General features: G+C 40.1%; 21 protein-coding genes and 1 tRNA gene. 7 read left to right on the plus strand and 15 right to left on the minus strand.

What is annotated here, in order from left to right; genetic code table 11:
• Window positions 1–2: 2 nt before the first annotated feature.
• The 3 genes from GJ691_RS18990 to GJ691_RS19000 all read right to left on the minus strand — a co-directional run bounded on the left by GJ691_RS18990 (window position 3) and on the right by GJ691_RS19000 (window position 2,376).
• A complete protein-coding gene (locus GJ691_RS18990) occupies window positions 3–587 on the minus strand; it encodes a BfmA/BtgA family mobilization protein (protein ID WP_154369866.1) in 585 nt (194 codons plus the stop codon).
• A 262-nt stretch (window positions 588–849) separates the two neighbouring features.
• Window positions 850–2,085, minus strand: a complete 1,236-nt coding sequence (locus tag GJ691_RS18995) for a site-specific integrase (protein ID WP_154369869.1) — start codon at window positions 2,083–2,085, stop codon at window positions 850–852.
• A 217-nt stretch (window positions 2,086–2,302) separates the two neighbouring features.
• Window positions 2,303–2,376 (minus strand) — tRNA-Pro (locus tag GJ691_RS19000).
• Between the two features lie 416 nt (window positions 2,377–2,792).
• Between GJ691_RS19000 and GJ691_RS19005 the strand changes: the two genes are divergently transcribed.
• Window positions 2,793–3,812, plus strand: a complete 1,020-nt coding sequence (locus GJ691_RS19005) for a bile acid:sodium symporter family protein (protein ID WP_154369871.1) — start codon at window positions 2,793–2,795, stop codon at window positions 3,810–3,812.
• Between the two features lie 85 nt (window positions 3,813–3,897).
• Here GJ691_RS19005 and GJ691_RS19010 read toward each other — a convergent pair whose 3' ends face one another.
• Complete coding sequence (locus GJ691_RS19010) at window positions 3,898–4,809, minus strand: alpha/beta hydrolase (RefSeq protein WP_154369873.1); 912 nt, start codon at window positions 4,807–4,809, stop codon at window positions 3,898–3,900.
• A gap of 15 nt (window positions 4,810–4,824) precedes the next feature.
• Window positions 4,825–5,538, minus strand: coding sequence for a M15 family metallopeptidase (locus GJ691_RS19015; protein ID WP_154369875.1), 714 nt, complete (start codon window positions 5,536–5,538; stop codon window positions 4,825–4,827).
• 107 nt (window positions 5,539–5,645) lie between these two features.
• Here GJ691_RS19015 and GJ691_RS19020 point away from each other — a divergent pair, with 107 nt between their 5' ends.
• Together GJ691_RS19020 and GJ691_RS19025 are read left to right on the plus strand one after the other, a co-directional pair.
• On the plus strand, window positions 5,646–6,779 hold the full coding sequence (locus GJ691_RS19020; protein ID WP_154369877.1) for a glycoside hydrolase family 130 protein: 1,134 nt from the start codon (window positions 5,646–5,648) through the stop codon (window positions 6,777–6,779).
• Between the two features lie 77 nt (window positions 6,780–6,856).
• The gene (locus GJ691_RS19025) at window positions 6,857–8,638 is read left to right on the plus strand and encodes an arylsulfatase (protein WP_154369879.1); all 1,782 of its coding nucleotides are present in this window, start codon (window positions 6,857–6,859) and stop codon (window positions 8,636–8,638) included.
• 331 nt (window positions 8,639–8,969) lie between these two features.
• On the opposite strand, the gene GJ691_RS19030 is transcribed toward GJ691_RS19025, so the two are convergent.
• Complete coding sequence (locus tag GJ691_RS19030; RefSeq protein WP_179955179.1) at window positions 8,970–9,692, minus strand: gluconate 2-dehydrogenase subunit 3 family protein; 723 nt, start codon at window positions 9,690–9,692, stop codon at window positions 8,970–8,972.
• Between the two features lie 4 nt (window positions 9,693–9,696).
• Window positions 9,697–11,418, minus strand: a complete 1,722-nt coding sequence (locus GJ691_RS19035; protein ID WP_154369881.1) for a GMC family oxidoreductase — start codon at window positions 11,416–11,418, stop codon at window positions 9,697–9,699.
• Window positions 11,419–11,825: 407 nt separating this feature from the next.
• Between GJ691_RS19035 and GJ691_RS19040 the strand changes: the two genes are divergently transcribed.
• Genes GJ691_RS19040 through GJ691_RS19055 form a run of 4 tightly spaced genes read left to right on the plus strand, consistent with a single transcriptional unit; the run spans window position 11,826 to window position 16,740 of the window.
• Window positions 11,826–12,872: a glycoside hydrolase family 26 protein gene (locus GJ691_RS19040; RefSeq protein ID WP_179955180.1), complete on the plus strand. Its 1,047-nt coding sequence runs from the start codon at window positions 11,826–11,828 to the stop codon at window positions 12,870–12,872.
• A 34-nt stretch (window positions 12,873–12,906) separates the two neighbouring features.
• Window positions 12,907–14,310 carry an MFS transporter gene (locus GJ691_RS19045; protein ID WP_154369885.1) on the plus strand — a complete coding sequence of 468 codons (1,404 nt, stop codon included), beginning with the start codon at window positions 12,907–12,909 and terminating at the stop codon, window positions 14,308–14,310.
• A 2-nt stretch (window positions 14,311–14,312) separates the two neighbouring features.
• Window positions 14,313–15,500: a glycoside hydrolase family 130 protein gene (locus tag GJ691_RS19050; protein ID WP_154369887.1), complete on the plus strand. Its 1,188-nt coding sequence runs from the start codon at window positions 14,313–14,315 to the stop codon at window positions 15,498–15,500.
• A gap of 16 nt (window positions 15,501–15,516) precedes the next feature.
• Complete coding sequence (locus tag GJ691_RS19055) at window positions 15,517–16,740, plus strand: AGE family epimerase/isomerase (RefSeq protein ID WP_154369889.1); 1,224 nt, start codon at window positions 15,517–15,519, stop codon at window positions 16,738–16,740.
• Here GJ691_RS19055 and GJ691_RS19060 read toward each other — a convergent pair.
• The 8 genes from GJ691_RS19060 to GJ691_RS19095 form a co-directional block, all read right to left on the minus strand.
• On the minus strand, window positions 16,717–17,595 hold the full coding sequence (locus GJ691_RS19060) for an AraC family transcriptional regulator (RefSeq protein ID WP_154369891.1): 879 nt from the start codon (window positions 17,593–17,595) through the stop codon (window positions 16,717–16,719). The genes GJ691_RS19055 and GJ691_RS19060 overlap by 24 nt on opposite strands.
• 459 nt (window positions 17,596–18,054) lie before the next feature.
• Complete coding sequence (locus GJ691_RS19065; protein ID WP_154369893.1) at window positions 18,055–18,240, minus strand: YgaP family membrane protein; 186 nt, start codon at window positions 18,238–18,240, stop codon at window positions 18,055–18,057.
• A 22-nt stretch (window positions 18,241–18,262) separates the two neighbouring features.
• Window positions 18,263–18,568, minus strand: coding sequence for a hypothetical protein (locus tag GJ691_RS19070; protein ID WP_154369895.1), 306 nt, complete (start codon window positions 18,566–18,568; stop codon window positions 18,263–18,265).
• Between the two features lie 70 nt (window positions 18,569–18,638).
• The gene (locus tag GJ691_RS19075; RefSeq protein WP_154369897.1) at window positions 18,639–21,833 is read right to left on the minus strand and encodes an efflux RND transporter permease subunit; all 3,195 of its coding nucleotides are present in this window, start codon (window positions 21,831–21,833) and stop codon (window positions 18,639–18,641) included.
• Between the two features lie 150 nt (window positions 21,834–21,983).
• On the minus strand, window positions 21,984–23,060 hold the full coding sequence (locus tag GJ691_RS19080; protein ID WP_154369899.1) for an efflux RND transporter periplasmic adaptor subunit: 1,077 nt from the start codon (window positions 23,058–23,060) through the stop codon (window positions 21,984–21,986).
• A 27-nt stretch (window positions 23,061–23,087) separates the two neighbouring features.
• Window positions 23,088–24,392, minus strand: coding sequence for a TolC family protein (locus GJ691_RS19085; protein WP_154369901.1), 1,305 nt, complete (start codon window positions 24,390–24,392; stop codon window positions 23,088–23,090).
• A 144-nt stretch (window positions 24,393–24,536) separates the two neighbouring features.
• Window positions 24,537–25,190, minus strand: coding sequence for a uracil phosphoribosyltransferase (upp, locus tag GJ691_RS19090; protein ID WP_154369904.1), 654 nt, complete (start codon window positions 25,188–25,190; stop codon window positions 24,537–24,539).
• Between the two features lie 77 nt (window positions 25,191–25,267).
• Entirely contained in the window at window positions 25,268–25,723 is a 456-nt protein-coding gene (locus GJ691_RS19095) for a MamS/MamX family magnetosome protein (RefSeq protein WP_154369906.1), read from the minus strand.
• Window positions 25,724–26,175 lie beyond the last annotated feature (452 nt).

Genomic DNA, 26,175 nt, shown 5'->3' on the forward strand with positions numbered 1-26,175 from the left:
TTCTATTTTAATTGGTACTTTAAGCTTTCAAAATCCCCGATCCCCATATTGATTTTCAGATACGGCTTTCCCATTATTGGTTCCACCTTCTCCACTTTGTTGAGGATTTCATTGCAACGCTTTTTATAACTTTCGAATTCTTTTAGCACTCTATCGTGCTCAGTTTTCGGAACGGTGTTTCTAGGCTCCAAAAAGTCCTTCCGCTCTTTCTGTATATTGACAGTTTCACGTGTGGGTTTCCTCCCATCCTTTACATAGGCCTCGTAAAGTATCAGCACCATTTCATAGGTCGGCCGAATACTGGTCTTTTCCATGTTCTTGATAATGGCGATGAGCCTATCGATTTTTTTCATCATCTGACGCTCCAACTTTTTGATACTGTCAAGGATGATCTTTGTTCCCTCCCCAAAAGGGTCAAGGTTGTTCTCCTTGAAGTAACTTATCATTCCATCCAATACCTCGCTATGTGATTTGTTGAACTTTTTGGAATAGCTACGAAAGCGCGTGGCCGTTTCTTTCTTTATGGTAATATTGGAATAACCACCGCTTCCTTTCTTTGTCTTATCTTTTGCTAATTGCTTTTCCATAGGTGTGATTTTGTTTTTTAGTGAAATTGCGTCAATTTTTCCGTCAAAAATTTCCAGTGTTTACAGGGCCTCCAAAAGAGTTTACTGTAGATTTCGGAAAAGTCTACTGTAGCCCCTGATTTTACACAGTATTCCAAATACTGTTCAATCAACTGGTTTTCAACATGTTGAAGACCCGAAAACAACCGTGATGGCGCAATTTGCGCATCACCCTCTTGCTATTCCTTCGTCCCGCAAGCGGGACCAAATGAATACAGCCTTATCATCCTTCGGCTGCTTTTTTGGTCTGCATATGTTCTATAAGGTTTTGCATGTCCTCTCCTATCTTATGTTCCAATACCCTAGCATAGATTTGGGTAGTGGACAGTTTGGTATGGCCGAGCATTTTTGAAACGGTTTCTATCGGCACTCCATTGGAAAGGGTTACTGTTGTTGCAAAAGTATGCCTGGCTGAATGAAAGGATATGGTCTTGTAAATACCACAGGCCTTGGCAATCTCTTTTAGATATTTGTTTGTCTTTTGATTGGAGAGTACAGGTAGTATTTTAGTATCGGTCTCTGGACTGTCCCAGTACTTTTCAATGATTTCTTTTGCTTTGGGCAATAGGGGAAGTTTTACACTTTCTGATGTTTTTTCCCTTTTGGTATAGATCCATTGGTTTCCATCAATACCAAGTACAAGTTGATTCTTTTCAAGTTCCCGGACATCGATATAGGATAGGCCAGTATAACAGGCGAAAAGGAACACATCCTTCACCTTCTCATATCCTGCACCGGTAAAACTTGTTTCCTCAATACGTGTTATTTCCCTTTCTGTTAGATAACTTCGTTCCGTTTTGTGAAAGTGGAGCTTGTAATTAATGAACGGGTCTTTGTCCAACCATTCCAACCTCACGGCAAGGTTTACCATTTTCCTTAGACGCTCCAAATGTTTCATGGCCCCGTTATTGGTACACTTCTTCCCCTTTTGCAGATCAGGCCCATTTATCAAATAGTTTTCAAAATCAGTGATGAACTTATAGTTCAATCGCTTTAAGTTGATGTCTTGAATTCTTCGGGTATGCTCCAAAAACCTTTTGAGATACTTTTCCGTGCCATAATAGTTTTTCATGGTACCCGGGCGAAGCTTGTTCTTTTGTGATTCGTAATGATACTTGATAAGTTCCATAAGGGTCTTGTGCGCTTCATCTTGTCCCAGATAACGGGCTTTGATGGCCTGAGCCGTGATGAGCTTGTCCTCACGCAACAATCGTTTATGGGTGTCCATAATCTCACCGTACACCTCATCCAAATAGCTGTTCAGCAAACGGGCCTTGTGGGTCAGACCATGGAGCCTTCCCTTCTTTTCGTCCCACTCATTCACAGAAACGTAGCGTTTCAAACTTATCTCGGCCCGTTTTCCATTGACGGTGATACGGGCATAAACGGTCAATTTTTCAGGATTGTTGGAAGTGTCCCTAGTGAAGATAAGAACCTTTAAAGTGTTGGAATTTCGCATAATACATAGCTTTTGGGTTTGACAAAACAGGTTTGCAAAACACCCATGAACAGCGTCAAACTGTAGCTAAATTATGCACAAGGAACGTACCGAACCATTCACCGAACTCTACACCTTTTATATGGTTTTAAATGAATTCAATTGAATGCACAAAAAACAAAAAGCACTGTCAATCAGTCAGTTGACAGTGCTTCGATACCACCTATTTAGTGGTTCGTCGGGATGACAGGATTTGAACCTGCGACCACACGGCCCCCAGCCGTGTGCGCTACCGGACTGCGCCACATCCCGAAAATAAAAAGCCATAAAAAATTATGGCTTTCTATGGGCGACAAAGATATAATTGTTCCTTAAATAATCAAAACAAAACAACATTAGAATTCTTTGTTCCAATTTACTATTCAATAGTAAGAAATACCAATTTAAAATATTCACTTTTCAATCGAACATAACCTTTGAAAATATGTTGTTTCACTTTTTCAAAATGAAATGCGGTTAAAAAAAAACTGCCTTACGAGATTCTTGACAGACACAAATAAATTCCCAATATTTTGTGATTTGGCTCCTTAGTTATTTATCTTTAGTTACTAATTCCATGTAATCAATTGTAACCCTATAGTTAATACAGTTTGGGAAAATTCAATTTTTATTCCGCTTCAATTGGTATTGCCCTTTTATTAATTGTTATCATTTGCATTTTATTATCAATGGGACTTTTAGTCGATTTAGGCCCGTTGATAACTTCATTTTTCGTGCTGTTGGCCATAGGATTTAGTGGATATGAAACATTGAAAAGTTATGTGTTCACCACAATGGTCTTTGCCGGCGTTGTCATTGCCCTCTACTATCCTTACTATTTTATTCAAATCGGAACTTTTAAATTAACATCATTGATCATACCCTTAATCCAGATCATAATGTTCGGAATGGGTACCTCTATGAGTTTGGATGATTTTGCAGAGATTTTCAAATCACCTAAAGGGGTATTTATTGGGGTTTCCGCCCAATTGGGTATTATGCCGATAATGGGGTTCCTGCTGGCCAAGCTCAGTGGTTTTCCACCGGAAATTGCTGCAGGAATTGTTTTGATAGGATGTTCTCCAAGCGGGGTGGCATCAAACGTTATGGCCTATTTGGCAAAAGCAAATTTAGCGCTTTCTATTACAATCACATCCATAGCTACGCTAATGGCGCCTTTCGTTACACCGCTACTCATGAAGTTTTTGGCAGGTGAATTCATCGAAATAGATGTTCTGAATATGATGTGGAGTATTGTGAAAATGATTATTATCCCTATTGGTGCCGGTTTACTCTTCAATAAACTTCTTGGAAAGAACATTCAATGGTTCTCGAAATTAATGCCCATTATATCCATGGTGGGAATTGGTTTGATAATCGTTATTATAACTGCTGCCGGAAGAGATAGTTTATTGGAAATCGGTGGAATTTTGATGCTTCTGGTTTTAGTTCATAATTTATTCGGTTACTTTCTCGGGTATTGGTACGCCCGATTAATGAAATTGACCGAAAAAGATGCACGAACAATTGCCATTGAGGTAGGCATGCAAAACGGAGGCTTGGCTTCGGGTATAGCAAACTCCCTCGGAAAAATCGCTACAATGGGATTGGCCCCAGCAGTTTTTGGCCCACTGATGAATATCACGGGCTCTATTTTAGCGTCATACTGGTATAAAAAGCCACCAAAAAGTGGAGATATCAAAGGTTGACCATACACCTCCTCACACAGAAGGTCACATAATTTGAAATGGAGGTAATTTTCAGGTAAAATAGACTACCCACTTAAACTTAAATCTATTCCAAACTTTCAATCCATTCGAACATCCGCTCTGTCCAGCCACGTAAATGTTTGTCCTTAAGTGCCAAAGAAAACCCATGACCCCCTTTCGGATAAATATGCATTGAAGCCGATACACCATGATTCTTCAAAGCCTGATAAAACAACAAACTGTTCTCTACAGGTACCGATCCATCATCGGTAGCATGAAACAATAAGGTTGGAGGCGTATCTTCGGTAACTTGTTTTTCATTGGAAAAATGATCGATCATTTCCTGGGTAGGATTTTCCCCCAACAAAAACATCCTAGAACCTGCGTGGGCTTTTTCACCGAAAGTAATTACAGGGTAACCCAAAACCATAAAGTCAGGTCTAGCGCTTAAATCGTCGGTATCATCGATTCTATCATAAACTTCTTCGTTAAAATGTGTACCTAAGGTCGACGCTAAATGACCTCCTGCAGAAAAACCGATAATACCGATTTTGTTCGGATCTATATGAAAATCTTCAGCTTTACTGCGTACCAACCGTATAGCGCGCTGCGCATCTATCAAGGGCACATTGTATTTCTCTTTTTGGGAGACATCTGACGGAAGGCGATATTTTACGACAATGGCCGCAATGCCTTTTCCATTTAAAAATTTCGCAATATCCGAACCTTCCCAATCATAGGCCAGAATACGATATCCCCCTCCTGGGAAAATAACCATGGCCGAACCCACTGCATTTCGCTCCGTAGGAAGATAAACCTCAATCGTTGGCATCTGGACCTTGCTGATATATAAAATATCTTTATACTCATGCACCTCCTTTTCATCAGAGGCTATGTGATTCGGGATATTGTTTTTAGGCCATAAAGGCATAATAGTATCTTGGGCGACCATGCTGTAGGAAAGTATAAGAAGAATGAGTAGTGAATAGTATTTCATAGTGTTTAAAATATTTTAATTGCAATCCCATTTAAAATCAGCCACCTTATCATTGGAACCCGCAGAAAGGTTATAGTGCCACCATTCGGTTCGTATGGACCAGAACCCATGGTTTTCCATGGTTTCTTTTAATAATTTTCGATTATCCAACACCTCTTTGGGCAAATCAAAGTTATCGTGGTAAGCACGTTTACCGAAAAAATCGAAATCCGTTCCCATATCCAACTCTTCCCCTTCAAGGGTCACCAATGTAATATCAACAGCGCCTCCCTTGTTGTGAATAGAACCTTTTACAGGATTTGCCACATATTGCGGATTAGGCACTATTTCCCACATTTTATACTGAACGGAGTTTGGCCTATAACAATCAAAGAATTTTATCTTTACCCCTTTTGCCCTAAAAGCTTCATTTGCCTTTAAAAGTGCTTTTGCCGTTTTTACCCGGGTATAACACTCTGCACATTCATATACCTTGGCCTTTAGGAAATTATTGGTGGTGGCGTAACGCATATCATATGCAAAACCATCACTGAAATCCGCCAAACGAACAAAAGTCGTATCTGCTAAACCTTCAAAAGTCCTGAATTTTTTTACAACGTCTTTTTCCTTTTTGGTTTGAATCGTATCAACCACCTCCAATGTAGTTGTGGTATCTATATTCTTTTTTGTTGGAGACTCCTTGCAACTAGATATTAGCAACAAACTAAAAAGTAGAATTAATCGGCCCATAAAACTGTTTCGTGATTTGAATCCTTTATATTTAAGTGATTGAATTAAGATAGATCAAGTTACACATAATTCTTTGTTTGATCCAAGTCCAAACACATCAAATTCACATGAAAAAAATAGTACTTAGACAATTTTTCCTGATCATTGTATTCTTTGGTTTCCTTTCGTGTAAAGATAAAAAGGTAATCCCGGAACAACAGAACGGCCCAATTACCGAAAAATGGATGCTCGGGTTCAAAAAAACAACCACAAACCCCATTATGGTGGCCGATTCCAGCTACACGTTCCTAGACCCTATATCGAAAGAACAAGTACAGTGGCAAAAAGCCGATGTCTTTAATCCAGGTGCCATAGTAAGGAACGATACCGTTTTTTTACTCTTTAGGGCAGAAGACAATCCGGATGCTATATTAGGTGGAAGAACTTCTAGAATAGGACTTGCATTCAGTACCGATGGCATTCATTTCACCAAACATCCAGAACCGGTTCTTTATCCTGATAATGATGTCTTCAATAAATGGGACCAACCTGGAGGCATTGAAGACCCTAGAATAGTGGAAAAACCGGACGGAAGCTATATTATGCTTTATACAAGTTGGAACAAAGATGTAGCACGACTTTCCAGTGCAACATCAAAAGACTTGAAAAAATGGACGAAGCAAGGTCCTGTTTTTGAAACTGCACATGACGGTAAATTCTTGGATATCTGGAGTAAATCCGGCTCAATCGTCACCGAATTGGTCACAGGAAAACTTGTGGCCAAGAAAATCAAAGGGAAATATCTAATGTACTGGGGGGAACTCTTTGTGAATCTGGCCCTTTCGGATAACGGAATCGATTGGGACCCTATATTGGACGCCAACGGGGAACTACTTCATGTATTTAAACCTTCTCCGAATGAATTCGATAGTCACCTCACCGAACCCGGACCACCGGCTATATACACTGAAAACGGAATTTTACTATTGTACAATGGCAAAAACCTAAGTGGTGAAGGGGCTACAACAAAAGTACCGGAAGGCACCTACTGCGGCGGACAGGTACTCTTTGATAAAAACGAACCAACAAAGGTTGTGGCAAGATTGGAAACCCCGTTCATCTGTCCTGATCTTCCCCATGAAATTACGGGACAGTACAAGGCCGGCACTACCTTTATCGAAGGCTTGGTTTATTTTAAGGGCAAATGGTTCCTCTATTATGGAACCGCTGACTCTATGGTTGGTCTTGCAGTCAAAGATTAAATCTAGTTAATTATTGACAATTGCAAGTTATTAAAAGTGGGGCTGAATTTGTACATTCAATCTCAAGTTTATAAAGAATGAAAATCCAATCTTTAAAAATATTTCTGCTTACAATCATTTGCTATTCCTGTCAGGATGGTCCCAAAGAAAATCCGATAGTAAAAACACAACATCCGAATATCATATTGATTATGGCCGATGATCAAGGATGGGGCGATTTAAGCCATAACGGCAATACTAACCTTTCTACCCCGAATATTGATGCACTTGGTAATAATGGTGTTTCATTTGAGCATTTTTATGTTCAGCCGGTATGTTCCCCCACCAGGGCAGAACTTTTGACCGGAAGATATGCGGCCCGTACAGGGGTCTATTCTACATCAGCCGGTGGGGAACGGTTCAATTTAGGAGAAACCACCATAGCTGAAATATTCAAACAAGCCGGCTATAAAACAGCTGCCTATGGCAAATGGCATAATGGAATGCAACCCCCGTACCATCCAAACGCTAGAGGCTTCGATGACTATTATGGTTTTGCATCAGGGCACTGGGGAAACTATTTCAACCCTATACTCGAACACAATGGAAAAATCGTAAAGGGTAAAGGTTTTTTGGCAGATGACCTTACCGATCATGGTTTGGATTTTATAGACAAGAACAAAAAAGAACCTTTCTTTCTTTACCTACCTTACAATACACCGCATAGCCCTATGCAAGTACCCAATGCATTTTGGGATAGATTCAAGAACAAAAAACTTGGTATGACCTATCATGGATCAGAAAAGGAGCCTGAAAATTTCACAAAGGCGGCTTTGGCCATGGTGGAAAATATTGATTGGAACGTAGGGCGAATCAATGATAAACTAAAAGAACTGGATTTGGAAGAAAACACCATTGTCATATACCTTTCGGACAATGGACCAAATGGATGGCGATGGAATGGCCGAATGAGAGGTAAAAAAGGTTCAACGGATGAAGGTGGGGTTCGCACTCCTTTCTTTATAAAATGGAAAAACCATATTCCAATGGGAATAAGCATAAACCACATTGCAGGAGCCATTGATATTTTACCAACCCTAGCAAGTCTGGCCAATATAAAAGTAAAAACCGAACACCCTATTGACGGGGTCGATTTAAAACCTTTACTTTTTGATGATTCCGTAAAATGGAAACCAAGGGTTTTAGTTAACCATTGGCAAGGCAAAACCAGTATCAGAACCCAAGAATTTAGATTGGATTATGAAAATAGACTATATAATATGGTCAACGACCTAGGACAGGAACATGACCTTTCGGCTAAATTGCCGAAACTCCGCGACTCATTTACCAACATAAAACATTATTGGCAATCCGAATCTGTCGAAAACACGGTTGAGAAAGGTGAAAGGCCTATTACTTTAGGGCATCCCGATTTTGTTTATACCCAGATTCCTGCAAGGGACGGCATTCCCCACGGAACAATTGAACGAAGTAATAAATGGCCCAATTGTAGCTTTTTTACGAATTGGACCAGTATTGAGGATGAAATCACATGGGATGTAGAGGTATTGGCCGATGGAAATTTTGAAGTTGAACTTTATTACACATGCCCAGAAGAGAGTTTAGGCTCTATTTTGGAATTGAGTTTTGGAAAAAGTAAGTTGACATCGAAAATATCGAAGGCCCATAACCCGCCGTTAAAAGGGATGGAGCATGACCGTGATCCTCGAATGGAGTCCTATGTAAAGGATTTCGTTCCTATGAAGTTAGGCACCATCAACCTAAAAAAAGGAAGGGCTACCTTAAAATTAAAAGCACCTGAAATTAAAGGTCTCCAGGCACCGGATGTTCGGTTACTGTTGTTTAAACGAATCTCATAAATCAATAGTTTCTTAAAACCTCTGAATCCAAATAACCTATTCGTTCTGCTTTAGCTTCGAATTCAATTCCTGAAGGCAGTGGTTCATCATATATGTGCCAAACCGAATCATTGGGTTCCTGTCCTAAAAGGCCATTTGTAAACACAGTAATATGGCGTAAAATATAATTCTACGCTCATTAACCCATTGCCTCATACTATAATATTTTTCCATTATAACCTTTTTGAGCCCCCATGGATGCTTTTTAATGTCATGTCTCTATTATTCAACCCATATTGCACCACATCATTCCCAAAAAAAGAATGTGATGAATGCCCCGATCAAAGGTAAATTAGGTCAACAAATTACCTTCATCATCCCACTCTGCAATAATACCACGCTTGCTTTGATCCACACATTTGGCGATCCACTCCGGATCATATGCTACTCCATGCTGCTCCAGAACATCTTCCGGCACGCCGTCCCAAACATTGGGCATATTGCCCTTGTATCCTAAATCGGCTATACCCACTTTAGAAGTATAGTAGCCAGTGACCGTAAGTCCTCGCATCATATGAAAGAATTGGATCTCCAAGGGCTGTTCGTTTAACGGTATTTCGGGATCGTGGAAAGCTATCGTATCGAGAATTTGTTTTTGCTGTTCCAACGTGGCGGTTTTAAACTCGACCTGGAACATGGTATTACATTTATGATCCAACCACATAAGTCCGCCAATCAAAGTATCCTGCATTTCGGGATAATCCTTTGCGATGAACTCTATAAATTCTGGTACCTCGGCCTCAACTGGGCCACCGTGTGGTTCTTTTGGGGGTAATATAATGGTACTTAAAATTGTAATGGTTTCCATCTCATGTGCATTGAACAATTTTTCTGCGTTCAATTTTTCAATCAGGGCCAATTCTTCCGGTGTTCTTCCAAAGAATTTTTCGGCCCCTTCGGAAATGTTGGTTTCCACCGTCGGTTCTCCTTCAGTATTACACCCGTTAAAAACCAAACCGGTTGATGCTGCCCCAGCTCCTAAAATTATTGCCTTTAAACTTTTCCTTCTATCCACCTATTTAAATATTATGCTGTTTCAACTGTTCAATAATATAGTCCGATGCCCTCCATGAAAGGGCGAGAATCGTCCAAGTACAATTCTTATCGGCCTGGGAAACAAATGGCCCTGCATCTACGATAAAAACATTGTCGACATCATGTAATTGTTGGTACTTATTTGTAACCGAGGTCTTAGGGTCGTTTCCCATACGGGTGGTACCTACTTCATGAATAACCTCACCAGGATTAAGAAGTCCGTAATTTTTTTCCGCTCCCGGTTTTTTACCTATAGGTTCACCTCCCATATTATGTATAAGTTCTTCAAACGTATCTTGCATATGCTTGGCCTGTTTTATTTCAAAATCTGACCATTTGTAATTGAACTTCAATACGGGGATTCCGAATTTATCCACTGTTGTAGGGTCAATTTCACAGTAATTCTCCTTTCTGGCAATGGCCTCTCCCCTACCTCCAAAACCTACAACGGAACCATAATATTTTTTGACGTCATTTCTGAGGGAATCGCCGTATCCTCCGACTTTCAATCCGAAGAATTTATTGAATTCATTGGGGTCATAACCAAAACCATAATTGGGCATGCCCATACCGCCCCAAACTTCAATGTGGTAACCTCTAGGGAAGTCTAATTTGGAATTATCACCCCACCATGGTGAATACACATGCATACCGCCTACACCATCTTCATTATAAGAGGTTTTACGGTTCATTAAACCGGGAATGAACCCTGTTCTACTTGACCCGGTAGAATCGTGTAAATACTTGCCCACATGGTTACTGCTATTACCCAGACCATTAGGGTGTTGTTTGCTTTTTGAATTCAATAATATCCTAGCCGAACTACAGGCCGATGCCGCGAGCACCACGACTTTTGCTTTAAGCTTGTACTCTTTTCTATCATCCTTACTTATATAGGACACCCCGGTTGCCTTGCCCTCTTCATTGGTCGTCACTTCACGAACTACTGAATTCACGAATATTTTTACCCTTCCACCATTTTTCTGTGCCGGGAATATTAAACAACTCCCAGAAGAGAAGTCAGCATAAACCGAACATGAGCGTGAACATTGTCCGCAATAAAAACATACACCACGGTCATTGTTTATTTTCTTCGTAAGCATTGAAAGTCGCCCCGGAATAACGGGAATCCCGGACTTTTTTGCCCCATTTATATAAAAAAGTTCGTGCAATCTTGGTTTGGGAGGAGGGAGAAAAAAACCGTCCGGATCATTGGGTCGCCCTTCCTTACTACCAAAAACGCCGATCAATTTATCCACTTTGTCATAATAAGGTTTTACATCTTCATAGCTTATAGGCCAATTATCCCCAAACCCATCAACATCCTTATGTTTAAAATCCTTAGGTCCGAATCGTAACGAAATACGTCCCCAATGATTGGTTCTGCCTCCCAGCATATGCGACCTAAACCAATCGAATTTGGTGCCTTCAGTATGGGTATAAGGTTCACCTTCAATTTCCCAACCCCCATAGGCCATATCCCACTCACCAAAATCACGGGTTTTGGGTGCGCCCCTCCTAGGTGACTCATAAGGCCACTTAAATTGGGTCATCTGTTCTGGATTCTTGGGGTCGAAAAAAGGTCCTGCCTCGACCACTGCAACGTTTAAACCGGCATCTGCCAATTGTTTGGTAGCCATACCGCCACCTGCACCTGAGCCTACGATGATGACATCATAGACTTCAGTTAATTCTTTAATCTGCATAGTAGAAAATCACTTGAAGCCACAAGTTAAAAATTATACCTCTAAAAAACTGCCTTTTCACCCAATCAAATCCACCACCTAATACTTTTGAAACAATAACATAACATTTTGACAAAATAGTTTCAACAACCTATTTTCAGTTTATCAAATTTCACCTTTGATTTATCAAGTATTCTTACAAAAACATAGATTTTTCAATGCTTCTTATAACATAAAGAATCCTCGATGTGTTATTCCTTCAAGATTATGACAAAATAGTATATAAAAATGCAATCAGTACTTTATACTTTTAATGTCAAAGAACCTTTCAATTTATCATTGACTACCATATGATTTACAATAGACTTTCAAAATACTTACTTATTATCGTTTTAGGTTCTACTTTTTTATCCTGTAAAACAAGTCTTATGAAAGAATCATCAGCACAGGTATTGGCCGATCGCAATGCGGATATGTCCACTAAACACTTAATGATGCGAATCAAGGAAATACCAAAAACAGGTTATGCGTTTGGCCACCAAGATGCAACGGCCTATGGTATGGGTTGGAAAAACAATGGTAATGATCATAGAAGTGATGTACATGATGTTACAGGGGATTTTCCCGGGGTGTACGGATTTGAATTAGGACATCTTGAATTGGGACACACACAAAATTTAGATACGGTGAATTTTAAACTAATGGGCAACCTTATTAAAAAAGCCCATAAAAATGGGGGAATCATAACTTTAAGTTGGCATCCTGACAACCCGGTCACCCTTAAATCCGCATGGGACCCCTCACCAGCCGTTTCAGAGGTTTTACAAGGCGGGGCACTGCATCCAAAATTTCGAAGTTGGTTAATAAAAGTAGCTGATTTCATGAAAAGTCTCAAAAGCGATTCAGGAAAACCCATCCCCGTGGTATTTAGACCGTACCACGAAATGAACGGTTCATGGTTTTGGTGGGGTCATGGCAATTGTACCCCCGAGGAATTTAAAAGACTGTGGATAGAGACATTCGAGTTTCTAACCATAAACAACAATGTACATAACCTATTATATTGCTATTCGACGGATGCAATAAAAGATGAAGGGGAATACTTGAAATTTTATCCCGGTGATGAATATGTAGATATTTTGGGTATAGACCTTTACCATAAGAATTCCACCGAAGAATACATTCAACTGCTCAACAACAACCTAAATATCCTTGCTAAGATCGCCAAAAAGAAAAAGAAACCCTATGCCATGACAGAAGGAGGATTGAATATGGTTACGGTCGACAATTGGTGGACAGAAGTACTCGATAAAAATATTGCTGATAAAGGCATCTCATGGGCCCTTTTTTGGAGAAACGCATGGCCCAATCACTACTATGTACCCTTTAAAGGCCAAAAAAGCAGTCCAGATTTCATAAAATTCCAGAAGTTGCCCAATGTACTTTTTTTGAAAAAATTAAAGAAAATCAACTAATCTTTTATAAAAATCCTGAGGCCAGATAAGTATTATGGAAAAACTAAAGTTAAAAGAAAAAGCAGGCTATGGTTTCGGGGATTTCGCCTCTTCGATGTTCTGGAAAATGTTCAGCGTATACCTATTGTTTTTCTATACCGATGTTTTTGGAATATCTGCAGCTGTTGTGGGCACAATGTTCTTGGTAACCCGGATCTTTGACGGTCTCAACGACCCAATTATGGGAATCCTTGCCGACCGAACGAATACCAAGTGGGGAAAGTTCAGGCCATATTTACTTTGGATGGCCATCCCGTTTGCCCTTTTTGGGGTCCTTACGTTCACTACACCCGACCTAACGACTTCTTCAAAAATAATCTACGCCTACGTAACCTATTGTCTTATGATGATCGTTTATACTGCGGTAAACGTGCCTTATGCGTCCCTTTTGGGCGTAATGACCTCAAACTTAAAGGATCGGACCTCATTGGCCTCATTCCGATTCATTTTTGCTTTTGCAGGCAGTATCTTAGTGCTTGCTACTGCAGAACCCCTTGTAGAATACCTCAGCAATGACCAAGGGATTATAAACCCCCAGAAAGGATGGCAACAAACCATGACCATCTATGGTGTTATCGCGGCTATTTTCTTCTTTGGAACCTTTTATTTGACCAGAGAACGCATTCAACCGCCTAAAGAACAAAAAACCGACCTACGGTCAGACCTAAAGGATTTGGCCAAGAACATCCCATGGTTCATTTTACTGGGTGCTGGGATATTCACGCTTATTTTCAACTCCATTCGCGATGGATCTACCATCTATTATTTCAAATACTATTTTGTATCCCAAGAAGCGTTTCAACTGCCTCTATTGAACGTCCCCTTGACTTATAGTACACTTTACTTGGTACTTGGCCAAGCCGCCAATATAATCGGTGTGGTTTTAGCCAAGCCCATCTCGGATGCGATAGGGAAAAAGAAGACATTTATGGGCGCCATGATCCTAGCAACCGTATTAAGCTGCATATTCTTCTTTTTTGGTGCCGAACAATTGTCATTGATTTTCATATTTCAATTCTTGATCAGTATTTGCGCAGGAATCGTTTTCCCCCTACTATGGTCCATGTATGCGGATATTGCGGACTACTCCGAATGGGAAACCGGCCGTAGGGCGACCGGACTTATATTCTCATCTTCCTCTATGTCACAGAAAATGGGATGGACCCTCGGAGGCGCCCTCACTGGTTGGATTTTGGCTTATTATGGATTTGAAGCCAACATGGATCAAACTGAAGAAGCAAAAACCGGTATTCGACTCATGATGAGTGTTTTACCTGCTCTAGGAGCATTGATATCATCCATTTTCATGATTTTCTATAAACTAGACGATAATTTCATGATCAAGATAAACAAGGAATTGAGCCTAAGAAGAAATAAAGAACCCAATACAGAAAAATAGCCATGTCCAAATTAAAAGAGCAGTCTAAAAACGAAATCATTCAGAAATTGTTCGATGAACACAAGGAATTCATCCAACGAAAAAATATAGCAATACCCCATCCATCAAGGTTATTCACAAAATACAAATACCCTATTGTTACAGCGGCACACACTCCTTTGCATTGGCGATTTGACCTGAATACCGATACAAACCCCAATGTATTGGAAAGAATCGGTGTCAATGCAACATTCAATGCCGGAGCTATCAAATGGAACAATAAATATATACTGGCCCTTAGGGTTGAAGGAAAGGACAGAAAATCGTTCTTCGCCCTTGCGCAAAGCCCAAATGGCATCGATAATTTCGAATTCTGGGATAAACCCATACTACTGCCCCAAACCAATGACCCCGATGTGAATGTATACGACATGCGCCTCACCTTACATGAAGACGGATTCATTTACGGCATTTTCTGTACAGAAAGAAAAGACCCAAATGCCCCGGAATCCGATACTTCATCCGCTATAGCCAATGCGGGTATCATCAGATCCAAAGACCTGATAAACTGGGAACGATTGCCAGATTTGATTTCCGACTCTAACCAACAGCGCAATGTAACCTTGCACCCCGAATTCGTGTGTGGCAAATACGCCATATACACTAGGCCCCAGGACGGCTTTATTGAAACTGGTGCCGGTGGCGGAATCGGATTAGGTTACGTAGATGACATGAAACATCCGAAGGTGATGAACGAGGTCATCATCAACCCCAAGGAATACCATACGGTCTATGAGTTAAAGAATGGCCAAGGACCATCCCCTATAAAAACAAAGGAAGGCTGGCTGCATCTGGCCCATGGCGTAAGAAATACGGCAGCCGGACTAAGGTATGTACTCTATTTGTTCATGACAGACCTAAATGATGTCTCCAAAGTAATCCATCAACCGGCAGGGTATTTCATGGCTCCAGACGATCAAGAAATAATCGGTGATGTCGGCAATGTACTCTTTGCAAATGGGTGGATAAATGATGAAAATGGCAATGTATTTATTTATTATGCATCTTCTGACACACGTATGCATGTAGCGACTTCTAAGATTGAAATCTTAATTGATTACTGCAAGAACACACCAGAAGACAAACTCACCTCAAGGGGATCGGTAGAACTCATTTACGACTTGATCGAAAAGAACAAAGGAAAATATTAAAGATAAACCCCTAGGCATGACACTGAACGACCCTATCGAAGTTTCCTTTCAATTACAAATGGAACTTAACCGTATACTCGACTATTGGAAGAACACGACCAAAGATCTTGATCATGGTGGTTTCGTAGGACGTATTGACCATAACAACAAAATCGTGGAAAAAGCCCCAAAAGGAGTCATATTGAACACACGGATCTTATGGTCGTTCTCACGAGCAAACAACTTTTTTCAGGATAATAGGTACGATGCCGAGTGCCAAATAGCCTTTGATTACCTGTACGATTATTTTAGGGATAAAAAATCAGGAGGTGTCTTTTGGGAGGTTGATCATACCGGAAAACCATCAAACAAAAGAAAACAAGTTTACGCCCAAGCTTTTTGCATCTATTCATTGGCCGAGTACCACAAATACAGTGCCAACACCAAAGCACTTAACTGGGCAAAAGAAATATATGCCTTGTTGGAAGAGCATTCGTATGATATGGAATTAGGCGGCTATATTGAGGCTTTCGATGAAAATTGGAATAGTATAGAAGACTTAAGGCTTAGCGAAAAAGAAGTTAATGCCCCAAAAACCACAAACACCCATTTACACGTTTTAGAAGCCTATACCACACTATATGAGGTAACCAATGAGGAGAAGGTGAAAAACTCATTGGAAAGGCTTTACGACCTATTTTTGAACAGGATTTTCTTAAAGAACAACCATTTGGATTTATTCTTCACCAATGATTGGAAAAGCCTTTCACCTGAAATATCCTATGGGCATGACATTGAAGCGGCCTGGTTATTGCTCGTTGGGGCACGAACAATCAACAATAAACCTTTAATAGAAAAAACGGAAACTCTACTAATAAAAGTGACCAATACCTTTATTGCCGAGGCATTGGACAAAGATTTTGGGGTATTCAATGCTCAGGATACCCTAACCAGGGAGCTTGATGCTGACAAACATTGGTGGCCACAGGCCGAAGCAATGGTAGGTCTGGTCCATGCATGGCATTTATCACATGATGATGCCTATTTCAATACGGCTTTGAAGATTTGGGGATTTACAAAAAAACATATCATTGACCATGAAAATGGCGAATGGTTTTTCAGGGTCGACTCAAACGGAAAATCCTACACCTCAGAAGATAAAGTAGGACCATGGAAATGTCCCTACCACAATAGTAGGGCCATGATTGAAGTGATTACCAAAATAAATGAAAAGAGGTTAGAGAACCCTCTTAATTCCTGAAAAATCTTCACGAAACTTGGTCGGGGTCCTTTTCTTATTCTTTTTGAACACCCTGTTGAAATTGGCAATACTGTTAAAACCACAAATAAAGGCTATTTCGGAAATCGCCAGATCGCGCTCGATCAAGAATTTCGATGCGTACCCTATGCGTACTTCGTTCAGGTAATCAACAAAAGTTTTACCTGTTCTTTTTTTAATAAATCTATTGAATGATACACTACTCATATTTACCAATTCCGCAGCCTCGGTCAAAGTAACCTTACGGGCATAATTCTGCTGCACGAATTCATATAACTTTTTTATCTTGTTGCTATGCTCAAAATTTGGGGGCTCAGGGGTTAAAGTAGAAAGCAAACGTTGGTTTCTTGATATGGCAAGATCATAAAGAATGGAAAGTATCTCCATAAAATTATCCATACCACCCATTTTTGAAACTTTCAACAACCTATTTTTAAGGGACAGTGATACTTCTTGGGAAAACAATATACCATGGGAAGCCCTTTCGAACATTTCCCTTATCGGCCTCATTACACTTCTATGTAATAATCCATCATCAAGAAGGTCATTTTGAAATTGAATGGTCACCTCCCTGATCTTCTTATTTTCACATACGTGCTTTTCCCATACGTGATATAGATTTGGCCCAACCAAAACCAGCTCTACTTCATCTATCTCTTCCATACTATCACCAACGATCCTACGAACCCCTTTTCCATTTAAAATAAAATTCAGTTCAAACTCTGGATGAAAATGTATAGGGTAATCAAAAAACTCTTTGGTACGATCCTCCACTAAAAAACTATCCTCTGAAGACAGGGTAACGATTTCCCTGTGAATTTTTTTAAGAATATCCATCACTTGCGGTTGTTTTTGAAGTAATACATTACCCAAATGACAAAATATTGGAACTAAACCCTAACTTATTTATTTAGATTTGAATAGGTAATGTATTTAATGCTATTTGGTCTAAGCAATTTAATGAATTTTTCTCTAAATATCACTTTTTAGACAAATAGAGTTGTCTTTTGATTATATTGGATCGAATAATTTTTGCTAATAATCAATGAAATAACAATAAAAACAAGGCATTCTGCACACAACTTACCACATAAATGACAAAATTGAGTAAGAATGTAATCATAATTTTTGCATTGAGTTAGTTTTTTGTTTAACCACAACACCTTTGCCCATAATGGACAAAGGTGTTGTTTTTATAATTTGCCGTTAAAAACCAAAGCCGCATAGGAGCTTGGATAACTACTCAAAGAATCAAAAAAAAGTTTATTGCCTAAAGATTTGAATTCCCACCAAAATTTATTTTTCAACCCCGAGCTTTAATAATATGGATTCTAACAAACACCATTTCGTAAATGCGGATTGAATCATATTGGCACCAATGAACACGGTAAACCACAACCAATTAATATTCACATAAACTGCCAATACAACACTTAATAGAATGAAACTACCAACAATAACCCTAAAATACTTATTCAACATGTTATACGTTTTTTAATTTAACTTAAATACTTTTTTCAACGGGAACAACAATCGCCTTAATAGGATTATTGGTTTCCAGATTTTCATTGAACTCCTTGATCAGTTCAAAAAGTACATCGATTTTGTTTGACTCGGTAAATGAAAAAAACAGACTCGACTCAACACCTCCCTTTACATTGGGAAACCATGTAGATTTCATCATAAGGGAAATAGGATTTTTATAGCCATCAATATCAGAACCGCTGAAATTCTCTATTTCGGCTTTTTTAAAAAGGTCCATTACCTTTTTCTCATACTGCTCAACCACAGTTACCATTAATAGCTTCATACCTCTAAAACTTTTTTGTCATTAATAATTGAATCAATCAAAAAACAAAGCGCTTCTTTTAATTACTCCCTTATTTGTAATTCTTGCGCTCTATCATGTAGTAAACCAATGGCACCACCAAAAGCGTAAGTACTGTCGATACAATGGTACCTCCCATGAGCGAAATGGCCAATCCTTGGAAAATGGGATCGAACAGAATCACGAATGCTCCGATAACAACGGTGCCTGCCGTTAGCAAAATCGGGGTTGTACGTACAGCTCCAGCCTCTATAACCGCTTGTTTAATGGGAATACCCTCTGCCAAACGTAGGTTTACAAAATCGATCAGCAACACGGAGTTCCTTACCATGATACCTGCTAGGGCAATCATACCAATAAAAGAAGTAGCCGTAAAGAAAGCCCCCAATAACCAGTGTCCCAACACAATACCCACTAAAGAAAGTGGAATGGCCACCATCATTACAACAGGTGCCTTAAAGTTCTGGAACCAACCAACTATCAAAATGTAAATGATAACTATAACCCCAAGGAAAGCGATACCCAAATCACGAAACACCTCCAAGGTTATTTGCCATTCACCATCCCATTTTACTGTATAATCATCTTCAAAATCGGGCTGTTTTATATAAAGTTCGTCTATTGCATAACCTTCGGGAAGGTTCAATTCTTTCAATTTATCTGTCATTCCTAAAATGGCGTATACGGGACTTTCCAATTCCCCGGCCATATCGGCTAAGACATACACTACCCTTTTCTGGTTCTTTCTATAGATACTTTTCGCCCTTGTAGACTTTTGAACTGCTACCAGGTCCCCGATAGTAACCATGTTACCTTGTTGTGACTTCACTTTTAATTGAGCTATATCACCAATAGTGGATTTCTCCTTTTCGTCCAAAGCCAAAATCAAACCAACTTGGGTCGTGGCATCCTCATCGTACAAATTGGTCACGGCCCTTTCTGACAATGCCATATTCATGGTATGCGCGATTTGTTGTGGCGCAACACCGTACAACATGGCTTTTTCCTTATCAATGATAAATTCATATTCGACATGGTCGGCTTCCACCATCCAATCCACATCTACCACATCATCGGTATTTTTCAGGATATTCTGAACCTGATTGGCAATATCTATCTGTTTATCATAATCAGGACCATAAATTTCACCCACGATGGTCGACATTACCGGAGGCCCTGGTGGCACCTCTACGATTTTGACATTCGCGTTGAATTTTTCACCTATCCGTTGGATCTCTGGTCGCAACAAACTTGCTATGTCATGACTTTGTTCACTTCGTTCCCCTTTATCTATCAAGTTAACTTGAATATCGGCCATATTACTGCCACCACGTAGATCATAATGACGCACAAGTCCATTAAAAGTGATAGGTGCCGATGTTCCCACATAGGTTTGATAATTGACCACCTCTGGCCTTGTGGCCAAATATTGGGCTATCTCCTTGGCAACCACTCCGGTTCGTTCCAAAGTCGTTCCCTCGGGCATATCAATGACCACCTGAAACTCATTCTTGTTATCAAAAGGCAACATTTTCACCGCTACCGATTTGGTAAAGAACAAGGCCACTGACCCAAGTAATAGAAAGAACGTAATCCCCAAGAACAACCATCTTTTGCTTTTATTCTCGATCAAAGGTTTTTCAAACTTTTCATACATGCGATAAATAAAAGAATCCTGCATGGGTTTCTCCTCTTTCGCTTCTTCTCCTTTTTTCTCCTTTTCCCTTAAGAAAATATAACCCAAATAAGGGGTAATCGTCAAAGCAACGAACAACGACAATAACATGGCTATCGATGCACCTATAGGCATAGGACTCATATAAGGCCCCATTAATCCTGAAACGAAAGCCATGGGCAATACCGAGGCGATTACCGTAAAAGTTGCTAAAATGGTAGGGTTACCAACTTCGTTGATTGCATACAAAGCCGCCTGTTTAAACGGCAATCTTTTCATTTTAAAATGCCGGTGCATGTTCTCCGCTATAATAATCGAATCGTCGACCACGATACCTGTTACGAAAACCAAGGCAAAAAGCGTGATTCTGTTCAGTGTATAATCGAGCATATAGTAGCTCAATAAAGTCAAAGCAAACGTAATAGGAACAGATAAGAACACGACCAAACCACCTCGCCAGCCCATTGCCAACATAACCACGAAGGTCACGGCGATTATCGCGCCGATCAAGTGCATCAATAGCTCAGACACCTTATGGGAGGCCGTTTCCCCATAGTTCCTTGTCACCTCTAAATGAACATCATCAGGAATCAAGGTCTTTTTCAAATGCTCCACTTTATCCAAGATGACATCGGAAATTTTCATGGCATCGGCCCCTTTTCGTTTCGCGACCGAAATGGTTACCGCAGGATATTCCGATTTAAAATCCCCGGCTTTTTCACTCGCCTGCCCAAATCCAAGGGACACGTAATTTTTTGGAATTTCAGGTCCGTCCTGAATGCTTGCGATCTGCTTTAGGTAAATAGGCCTATTCTGCTGAACACCAACCACTAAATTCTCCACATCTTCCGGAGTTTCAAGAAAATTCCCGGTAGTTACGGTAAACTCCGTATCGTTCTTATCAAAAGACCCACCACCCAATTGTTGGTTATTGGCCTTGATCATTTGGGCCACGGTTATAAAATCCAATCCGCTTTCGGCCATCTTTTCCTTATCAAGGACCACCCGTAATTGCCTGTTTCTACCCCCTATTTTCTGTGTGGCCGAAACATCGTTTATCTTTCCGATCTCATCAGTAAGTTCTTGGGCGATTTGCTTAATTCGGTAGTCGTCATAACTCTCACTCCACAACGTTAAACCCAACATCGGAACATCATCGATAGAACGTGTTTTTACCAATGGGAAAGTCACTCCCTCTGGCATAACGTCCATATGCTTATTGATCTCATTATAGAGTTTTACGAATGAACGTTCAATATCTTCCCCAACGTAGAATTGAACGATTACCATTCCCTGCTCTTTCATCGAAGTTGAATACACATATTCGACCCCTTTTATGTTCGAAATCAATTTTTCGAGCGGTTTGGCCACCCTTGATTCCACTTCGGTCGGACTCGCCCCAGGATACCCTACGAAGATATCGGCCATGGGCACATCAATCTGCGGTTCCTCTTCCCTCGGAATCAAAAAGGAGCTGTACACCCCGATGACCATGAATACGATCATCAGAAGTACCGTTAATTTGGATCCTATGAATAATTTGGCGATTTTGCCAGCTAATCCTTCCTTCATGTTTTATATTATTAAGTTTTTTGGCGTTCCTTTCACTCCTTTCATTTGGTTCAAAACCTTATGAAATTCGTGCAGGCCGGGCTTTTCACTTTTACTCCTCCCGCTTTTGCGGATGCGGGGTAACCGCTTCAATCCCTAACGCGGCAACAATTATTGAATATTGATTCTGGCTCCGTTATACAATTTACCTTCTGCGGAAACTATATATTGTTCTTCCGGTGACAAACCTGAGAGCACCTCTACCTGATCACCCATTGTCCTACCTAATCGCAACCATCTCAATAGGGCCGTTTTACTTTGACTTACCGTATAAATCCCTTTAAGCTCACCATTGGTCACAATGGCCGTTTGGGGAATCATTACCGAATTAACATTTTCCTTTTTTGCAACGGGAAAACGCACCGTAGCATACATACCCGACAAAATATTCTCTTCGGATTTATCCAGTACCACTTTGACCATATATTGCCCTCCCGTATTTTTTGCCGAAGTACTTACTTCCACGACTTTTCCTTTTACAGAAGTATTCAAGGATTTAAGGACTACATCTACCTCTGTATTTTCCTTTATGCGAAGAATTTCAGATTCCGGCACCATGGCCAATACCTGGAATTTACCGGGAGATTCAACCTCTAACAAAGGCATACCGGGATTTGCCATATCACCGACCTTTATAAACTTGTTAGTAACGATTCCACTAAACGGGGCCCGAATATTGGCGTATGAAAATTGTGCATTTACCTCGTTCTTCATTTGCTTGGCAGCTTCTAACCGCGCTTTTGCCATATTGTAATTGGCCGTTATATCATCCAATTCTTTTTGTGAAGCACTATTTTCCTTAAACAAAGCTGTAAAACGCTTATAATCTTTTTCAGCATTACCATATGCCGCCGTGGCCTCGGTAATACCCGCGTTCACTTGCGCCAATTTAGCCGATAGGTCCGCATCACTTATGCTGATCAATTGTTGGCCTTTTCTTACCTTATCCCCAACATTAACGTATATCCTATCTACAAAACCCATCATTCGGGTACTCAAATTGGCACTGTTCACCGCTTCAACCTTTCCGCTAGCGGTCAAGAACGAATCACCACTTTCCCCTGATACGGAACTAACTGAAACGTTTATAGCCGGGGAATTGTCCGCAGTGGCCTTCTTTTCCCCATCTCCACAACCAGCCATTAAAAATGCCAGTGAAAACAACCCTATGATTAATGTATTCTTCATTTCGATTTATGTTTTTTTTCTTTTGAGTTACTCTTTGGTTAAAAATTGAACATATGCCAAGGCATAATTATGTTGAAAAATAGTCGCGTAATACTCCAACTGCTTTTGGGCAAATTGCGTCTCTGCCATCAGCAGATCCGTAGTTTTCTCCAACCCTTGTTCAAAGCGGTTGGTTCGGATTCTAAGTGATTCCCCCGATTGTTCCAAGGCCAGAGCCGTAAGCTCCAAGTTGTTTTTCGCATCCTGAAGCATACGTGTGGCCCTATTCAACTCTACCTGACTTTCTGCTTTATATTGGTTCAGTTCCAATTTAGATTTTTCATACTCGGCCCTACTCTTCTTCGTTTTTCCAAATCGTTTTGATCCTTCAAAAATATTCCACTTCAATTCCGCCCCGAAAAGATATCCATCGGCATCACCTTGAAACACTTCGTCATCATGCAATTCATAAGTACCAAAAGCGTTCAAGCGAGGTAAAAAACCCATTTTATCGGACTTGTACATTTGCCGATACGCTTCAGAGGCCGAAGACATGGCCAATACATCCTTTCTATTCTCCGGTAAATAGTCAAAATCCACTTCTTGGGTAATTACGGCCAAGGAATCGGTAGGTTGTAAGATCCTATAACTATCATCGTTCATTAAAACCGATAATTGGTTCGATGCATTCTTGATGTTACTTTGTGCATATTGTAATTGATTATCAATTTCAGTAACCCGCACCTGTACGGCCAACACATCCGATTTTTGTAGATATCCCTGTTTAAAACTATTATCTGCCAATCTTTTGTTCTCAAGGGCGGCTTCCTTGGCTTTTTGCAACACCTCTACGGTTTTATACGACAACTGTAATTGCATATAGGCCTTATCTACCATTAACCGAATATAATCTTGCTTACGTTCTGCTTGGTATTGCGTCGCGTTCAATTTTGCTTTGGCCGCTTTTCGCTGATATAACCCGTCAAAATTCAATAAAGGCTGTTGCACCTCTATGCGAGTGGCATAATCTTCTATTTGACTAGGCTCATTAAGCAATAAAGGGTCAAAATCACCCGAAGTCAGTATCGCTTGGTTCAATTTTGAACCAAAGGCCATTAGAGGGTTCGTGGTAGCGATCGCGGTATGCGAAATACTGATATTAGGAAGTAAAATGGCGTTGGTCTGGTTATAATCACCTTTCGCGACCAAAACCTCTTGTTCAGATATCTTCAAGGCATTATTCCCCTCAAGGACCTGATCAAGAACCTCCTCTTTACTAATCAACACTGCTTCTTGTGCCAGCACACCATATGCAGCACCGAAAAATGTTAGGATCAATACTAGTTTCTTCATTATTCAATTAATTTCGGGTAAAATTAGAAGGTGGCACAAGACCTGACAGTAACATATGTTACCATGGATTGTAACATATGTTACCCCAAAAAATAGGTAGGAAGAATTAGATAATAAACATGAACCAAAAAGTTTTTGGTTTTCTTACAACTTAACTCCGAACGATAGATCACCTGCATCCCCAAGACCGGGAAGTATATACCCTTTCTTGGTCAGTTCATCGTCGATGGCCGCGATCCATAAATGCGTGCCTTCAGGAAAAACCTTTTCAACATAGTCTACACCCTGTTTAGAACCGATTACCGAAATAATATGGATCTGTTCAGGTTCACCATGGGTCTTCAGCGCCTTTAAAACATTCTCCAGGGTTCTGCCCGTTGCCAACATGGGATCGGTTAAAACCAAGGTTTTATTTTCTAGGCTAGGTGCTGCAAAATATTTAACAATGACCTCAAAATCATCTCCTCCGTTTGGGTGATGTCTATAAGCTGAAATAAAAGCGTTTTCCGCGTGATCTAAATAGTTCAACAATCCATTGTGCAATGGAATTCCGGCCCTTAATACCGAACAGAGTACAAGTTCATTTATGGGCAATGCAATGTCCTTGGTGCCTAAAGGCGTCTGTACGGTCTTGGTCTCAAAATTCAAGGTCTTACTCATTTCATAACAAAGAATCTCTCCTATACGCTCAATGTTTCTTCGAAACCGCATTGGATCTTTCTGTATTTCAATATCACGGATTTCCGCAATAAAGCTATTCAACACTGAAAATTCCGATTCAAAATCATGCAATATCATAAACCTTGGATTTTAGCATCTAAAATACATCATAATCGGTAGTTTGCCTTTACAAATAGAGATAAAAACATTCTTACCTATTGATCATTCTTTTTCCCGTGTTTTTTTTTCCTCCAACCACTCCAAATGGGAAAACCATTATTATCCCTTAGTTTTAATATATTATCGTTCTTCTCAACTTCTATTACAACAATGGCCGGTGCATTTTCAAAGGTTATCCTAGAGCCTGTTATGCGAATTTCATCGCCTTTTTGAAATTGGATATCCTGATTGTCCATATACCAAGTCGGACCTAAATGAACGGATATGGTTTCTGTTTCCGTTTTTACTGTCAAAAATAGGCCTTGCGACATTTTGGTATCCTGTACCTTTCTTTCAATCGCTGTAACCGTACCTACAATGGTTTCGACTGTTTTAGGGTTGTACATTCTACCGTAGTTCGAGTTTTGGCCCCATCCCCTACTTCCTCTTTGGGCCGATAGCATCATGGTTCCGAGAATAACCAATACCATCGACAGTATTAATTTTTTCATCTTACTTAAATTTAATTATTTGAAGGCCAAAGTTATCCCTGCTTTAAACTTGGTGCAATGACCAGAATCATATAGATAACCTAACAAACAAAAGGTTGGGTTGAACCGGAATACCCCCATAACATAAAAAGCACTCGCCACAAGGCGAATGCTTTTATCAACAACCAAACAAAATTGACCAATGGGCAGCGGTCAATTTAAGTTCAAAAAATTGAAATAATCAATTTCAACTAGCAATATGATGTTAAAAATCGAGCCCTACTGTCACATTTGTTACACAAAAAAGACCCTGACAAAAATATCAGGGTCCTTTTTCAACAACCAAACAAATCAATGAAAATCAAGGGGGTCATTGATCAACCCTACGGGTTCCCCCATGGCCACCAGCAACAATGACCAATATTTTTAAACTTAAGTAGATGAACTTAAAGAATTGAATGATCGGGTTCATC

This window comes from Maribacter luteus (genome assembly GCF_009674825.1).
Lineage (GTDB): Bacteria > Bacteroidota > Bacteroidia > Flavobacteriales > Flavobacteriaceae > Maribacter_A > Maribacter_A luteus.

Bases quoted from the DNA above. Each gene is read 5' to 3' on its own strand.
- GJ691_RS18990 (WP_154369866.1), bottom strand. From the start codon at position 587: ATGGAAAAGCAATTAGCAAAAGATAAGACAAAGAAAGGAAGCGGTGGT.
- GJ691_RS18995 (WP_154369869.1), bottom strand. From the start codon at position 2,085: ATGCGAAATTCCAACACTTTAAAGGTTCTTATCTTCACTAGGGACACT.
- GJ691_RS19005 (WP_154369871.1), top strand. From the start codon at position 2,793: ATGGGACTTTTAGTCGATTTAGGCCCGTTGATAACTTCATTTTTCGTG.
- GJ691_RS19010 (WP_154369873.1), bottom strand. From the start codon at position 4,809: ATGAAATACTATTCACTACTCATTCTTCTTATACTTTCCTACAGCATG.
- GJ691_RS19015 (WP_154369875.1), bottom strand. From the start codon at position 5,538: ATGGGCCGATTAATTCTACTTTTTAGTTTGTTGCTAATATCTAGTTGC.
- GJ691_RS19020 (WP_154369877.1), top strand. From the start codon at position 5,646: ATGAAAAAAATAGTACTTAGACAATTTTTCCTGATCATTGTATTCTTT.
- GJ691_RS19025 (WP_154369879.1), top strand. From the start codon at position 6,857: ATGAAAATCCAATCTTTAAAAATATTTCTGCTTACAATCATTTGCTAT.
- GJ691_RS19035 (WP_154369881.1), bottom strand. From the start codon at position 11,418: ATGCAGATTAAAGAATTAACTGAAGTCTATGATGTCATCATCGTAGGC.
- GJ691_RS19040 (WP_179955180.1), top strand. From the start codon at position 11,826: ATGAAAGAATCATCAGCACAGGTATTGGCCGATCGCAATGCGGATATG.
- GJ691_RS19045 (WP_154369885.1), top strand. From the start codon at position 12,907: ATGGAAAAACTAAAGTTAAAAGAAAAAGCAGGCTATGGTTTCGGGGAT.
- GJ691_RS19050 (WP_154369887.1), top strand. From the start codon at position 14,313: ATGTCCAAATTAAAAGAGCAGTCTAAAAACGAAATCATTCAGAAATTG.
- GJ691_RS19055 (WP_154369889.1), top strand. From the start codon at position 15,517: ATGACACTGAACGACCCTATCGAAGTTTCCTTTCAATTACAAATGGAA.
- GJ691_RS19060 (WP_154369891.1), bottom strand. From the start codon at position 17,595: ATGGATATTCTTAAAAAAATTCACAGGGAAATCGTTACCCTGTCTTCA.
- GJ691_RS19065 (WP_154369893.1), bottom strand. From the start codon at position 18,240: ATGTTGAATAAGTATTTTAGGGTTATTGTTGGTAGTTTCATTCTATTA.
- GJ691_RS19070 (WP_154369895.1), bottom strand. From the start codon at position 18,568: ATGAAGCTATTAATGGTAACTGTGGTTGAGCAGTATGAGAAAAAGGTA.
- GJ691_RS19075 (WP_154369897.1), bottom strand. From the start codon at position 21,833: ATGAAGGAAGGATTAGCTGGCAAAATCGCCAAATTATTCATAGGATCC.
- GJ691_RS19080 (WP_154369899.1), bottom strand. From the start codon at position 23,060: ATGAAGAATACATTAATCATAGGGTTGTTTTCACTGGCATTTTTAATG.
- GJ691_RS19085 (WP_154369901.1), bottom strand. From the start codon at position 24,392: ATGAAGAAACTAGTATTGATCCTAACATTTTTCGGTGCTGCATATGGT.
- upp (WP_154369904.1), bottom strand. From the start codon at position 25,190: ATGATATTGCATGATTTTGAATCGGAATTTTCAGTGTTGAATAGCTTT.
- GJ691_RS19095 (WP_154369906.1), bottom strand. From the start codon at position 25,723: ATGAAAAAATTAATACTGTCGATGGTATTGGTTATTCTCGGAACCATG.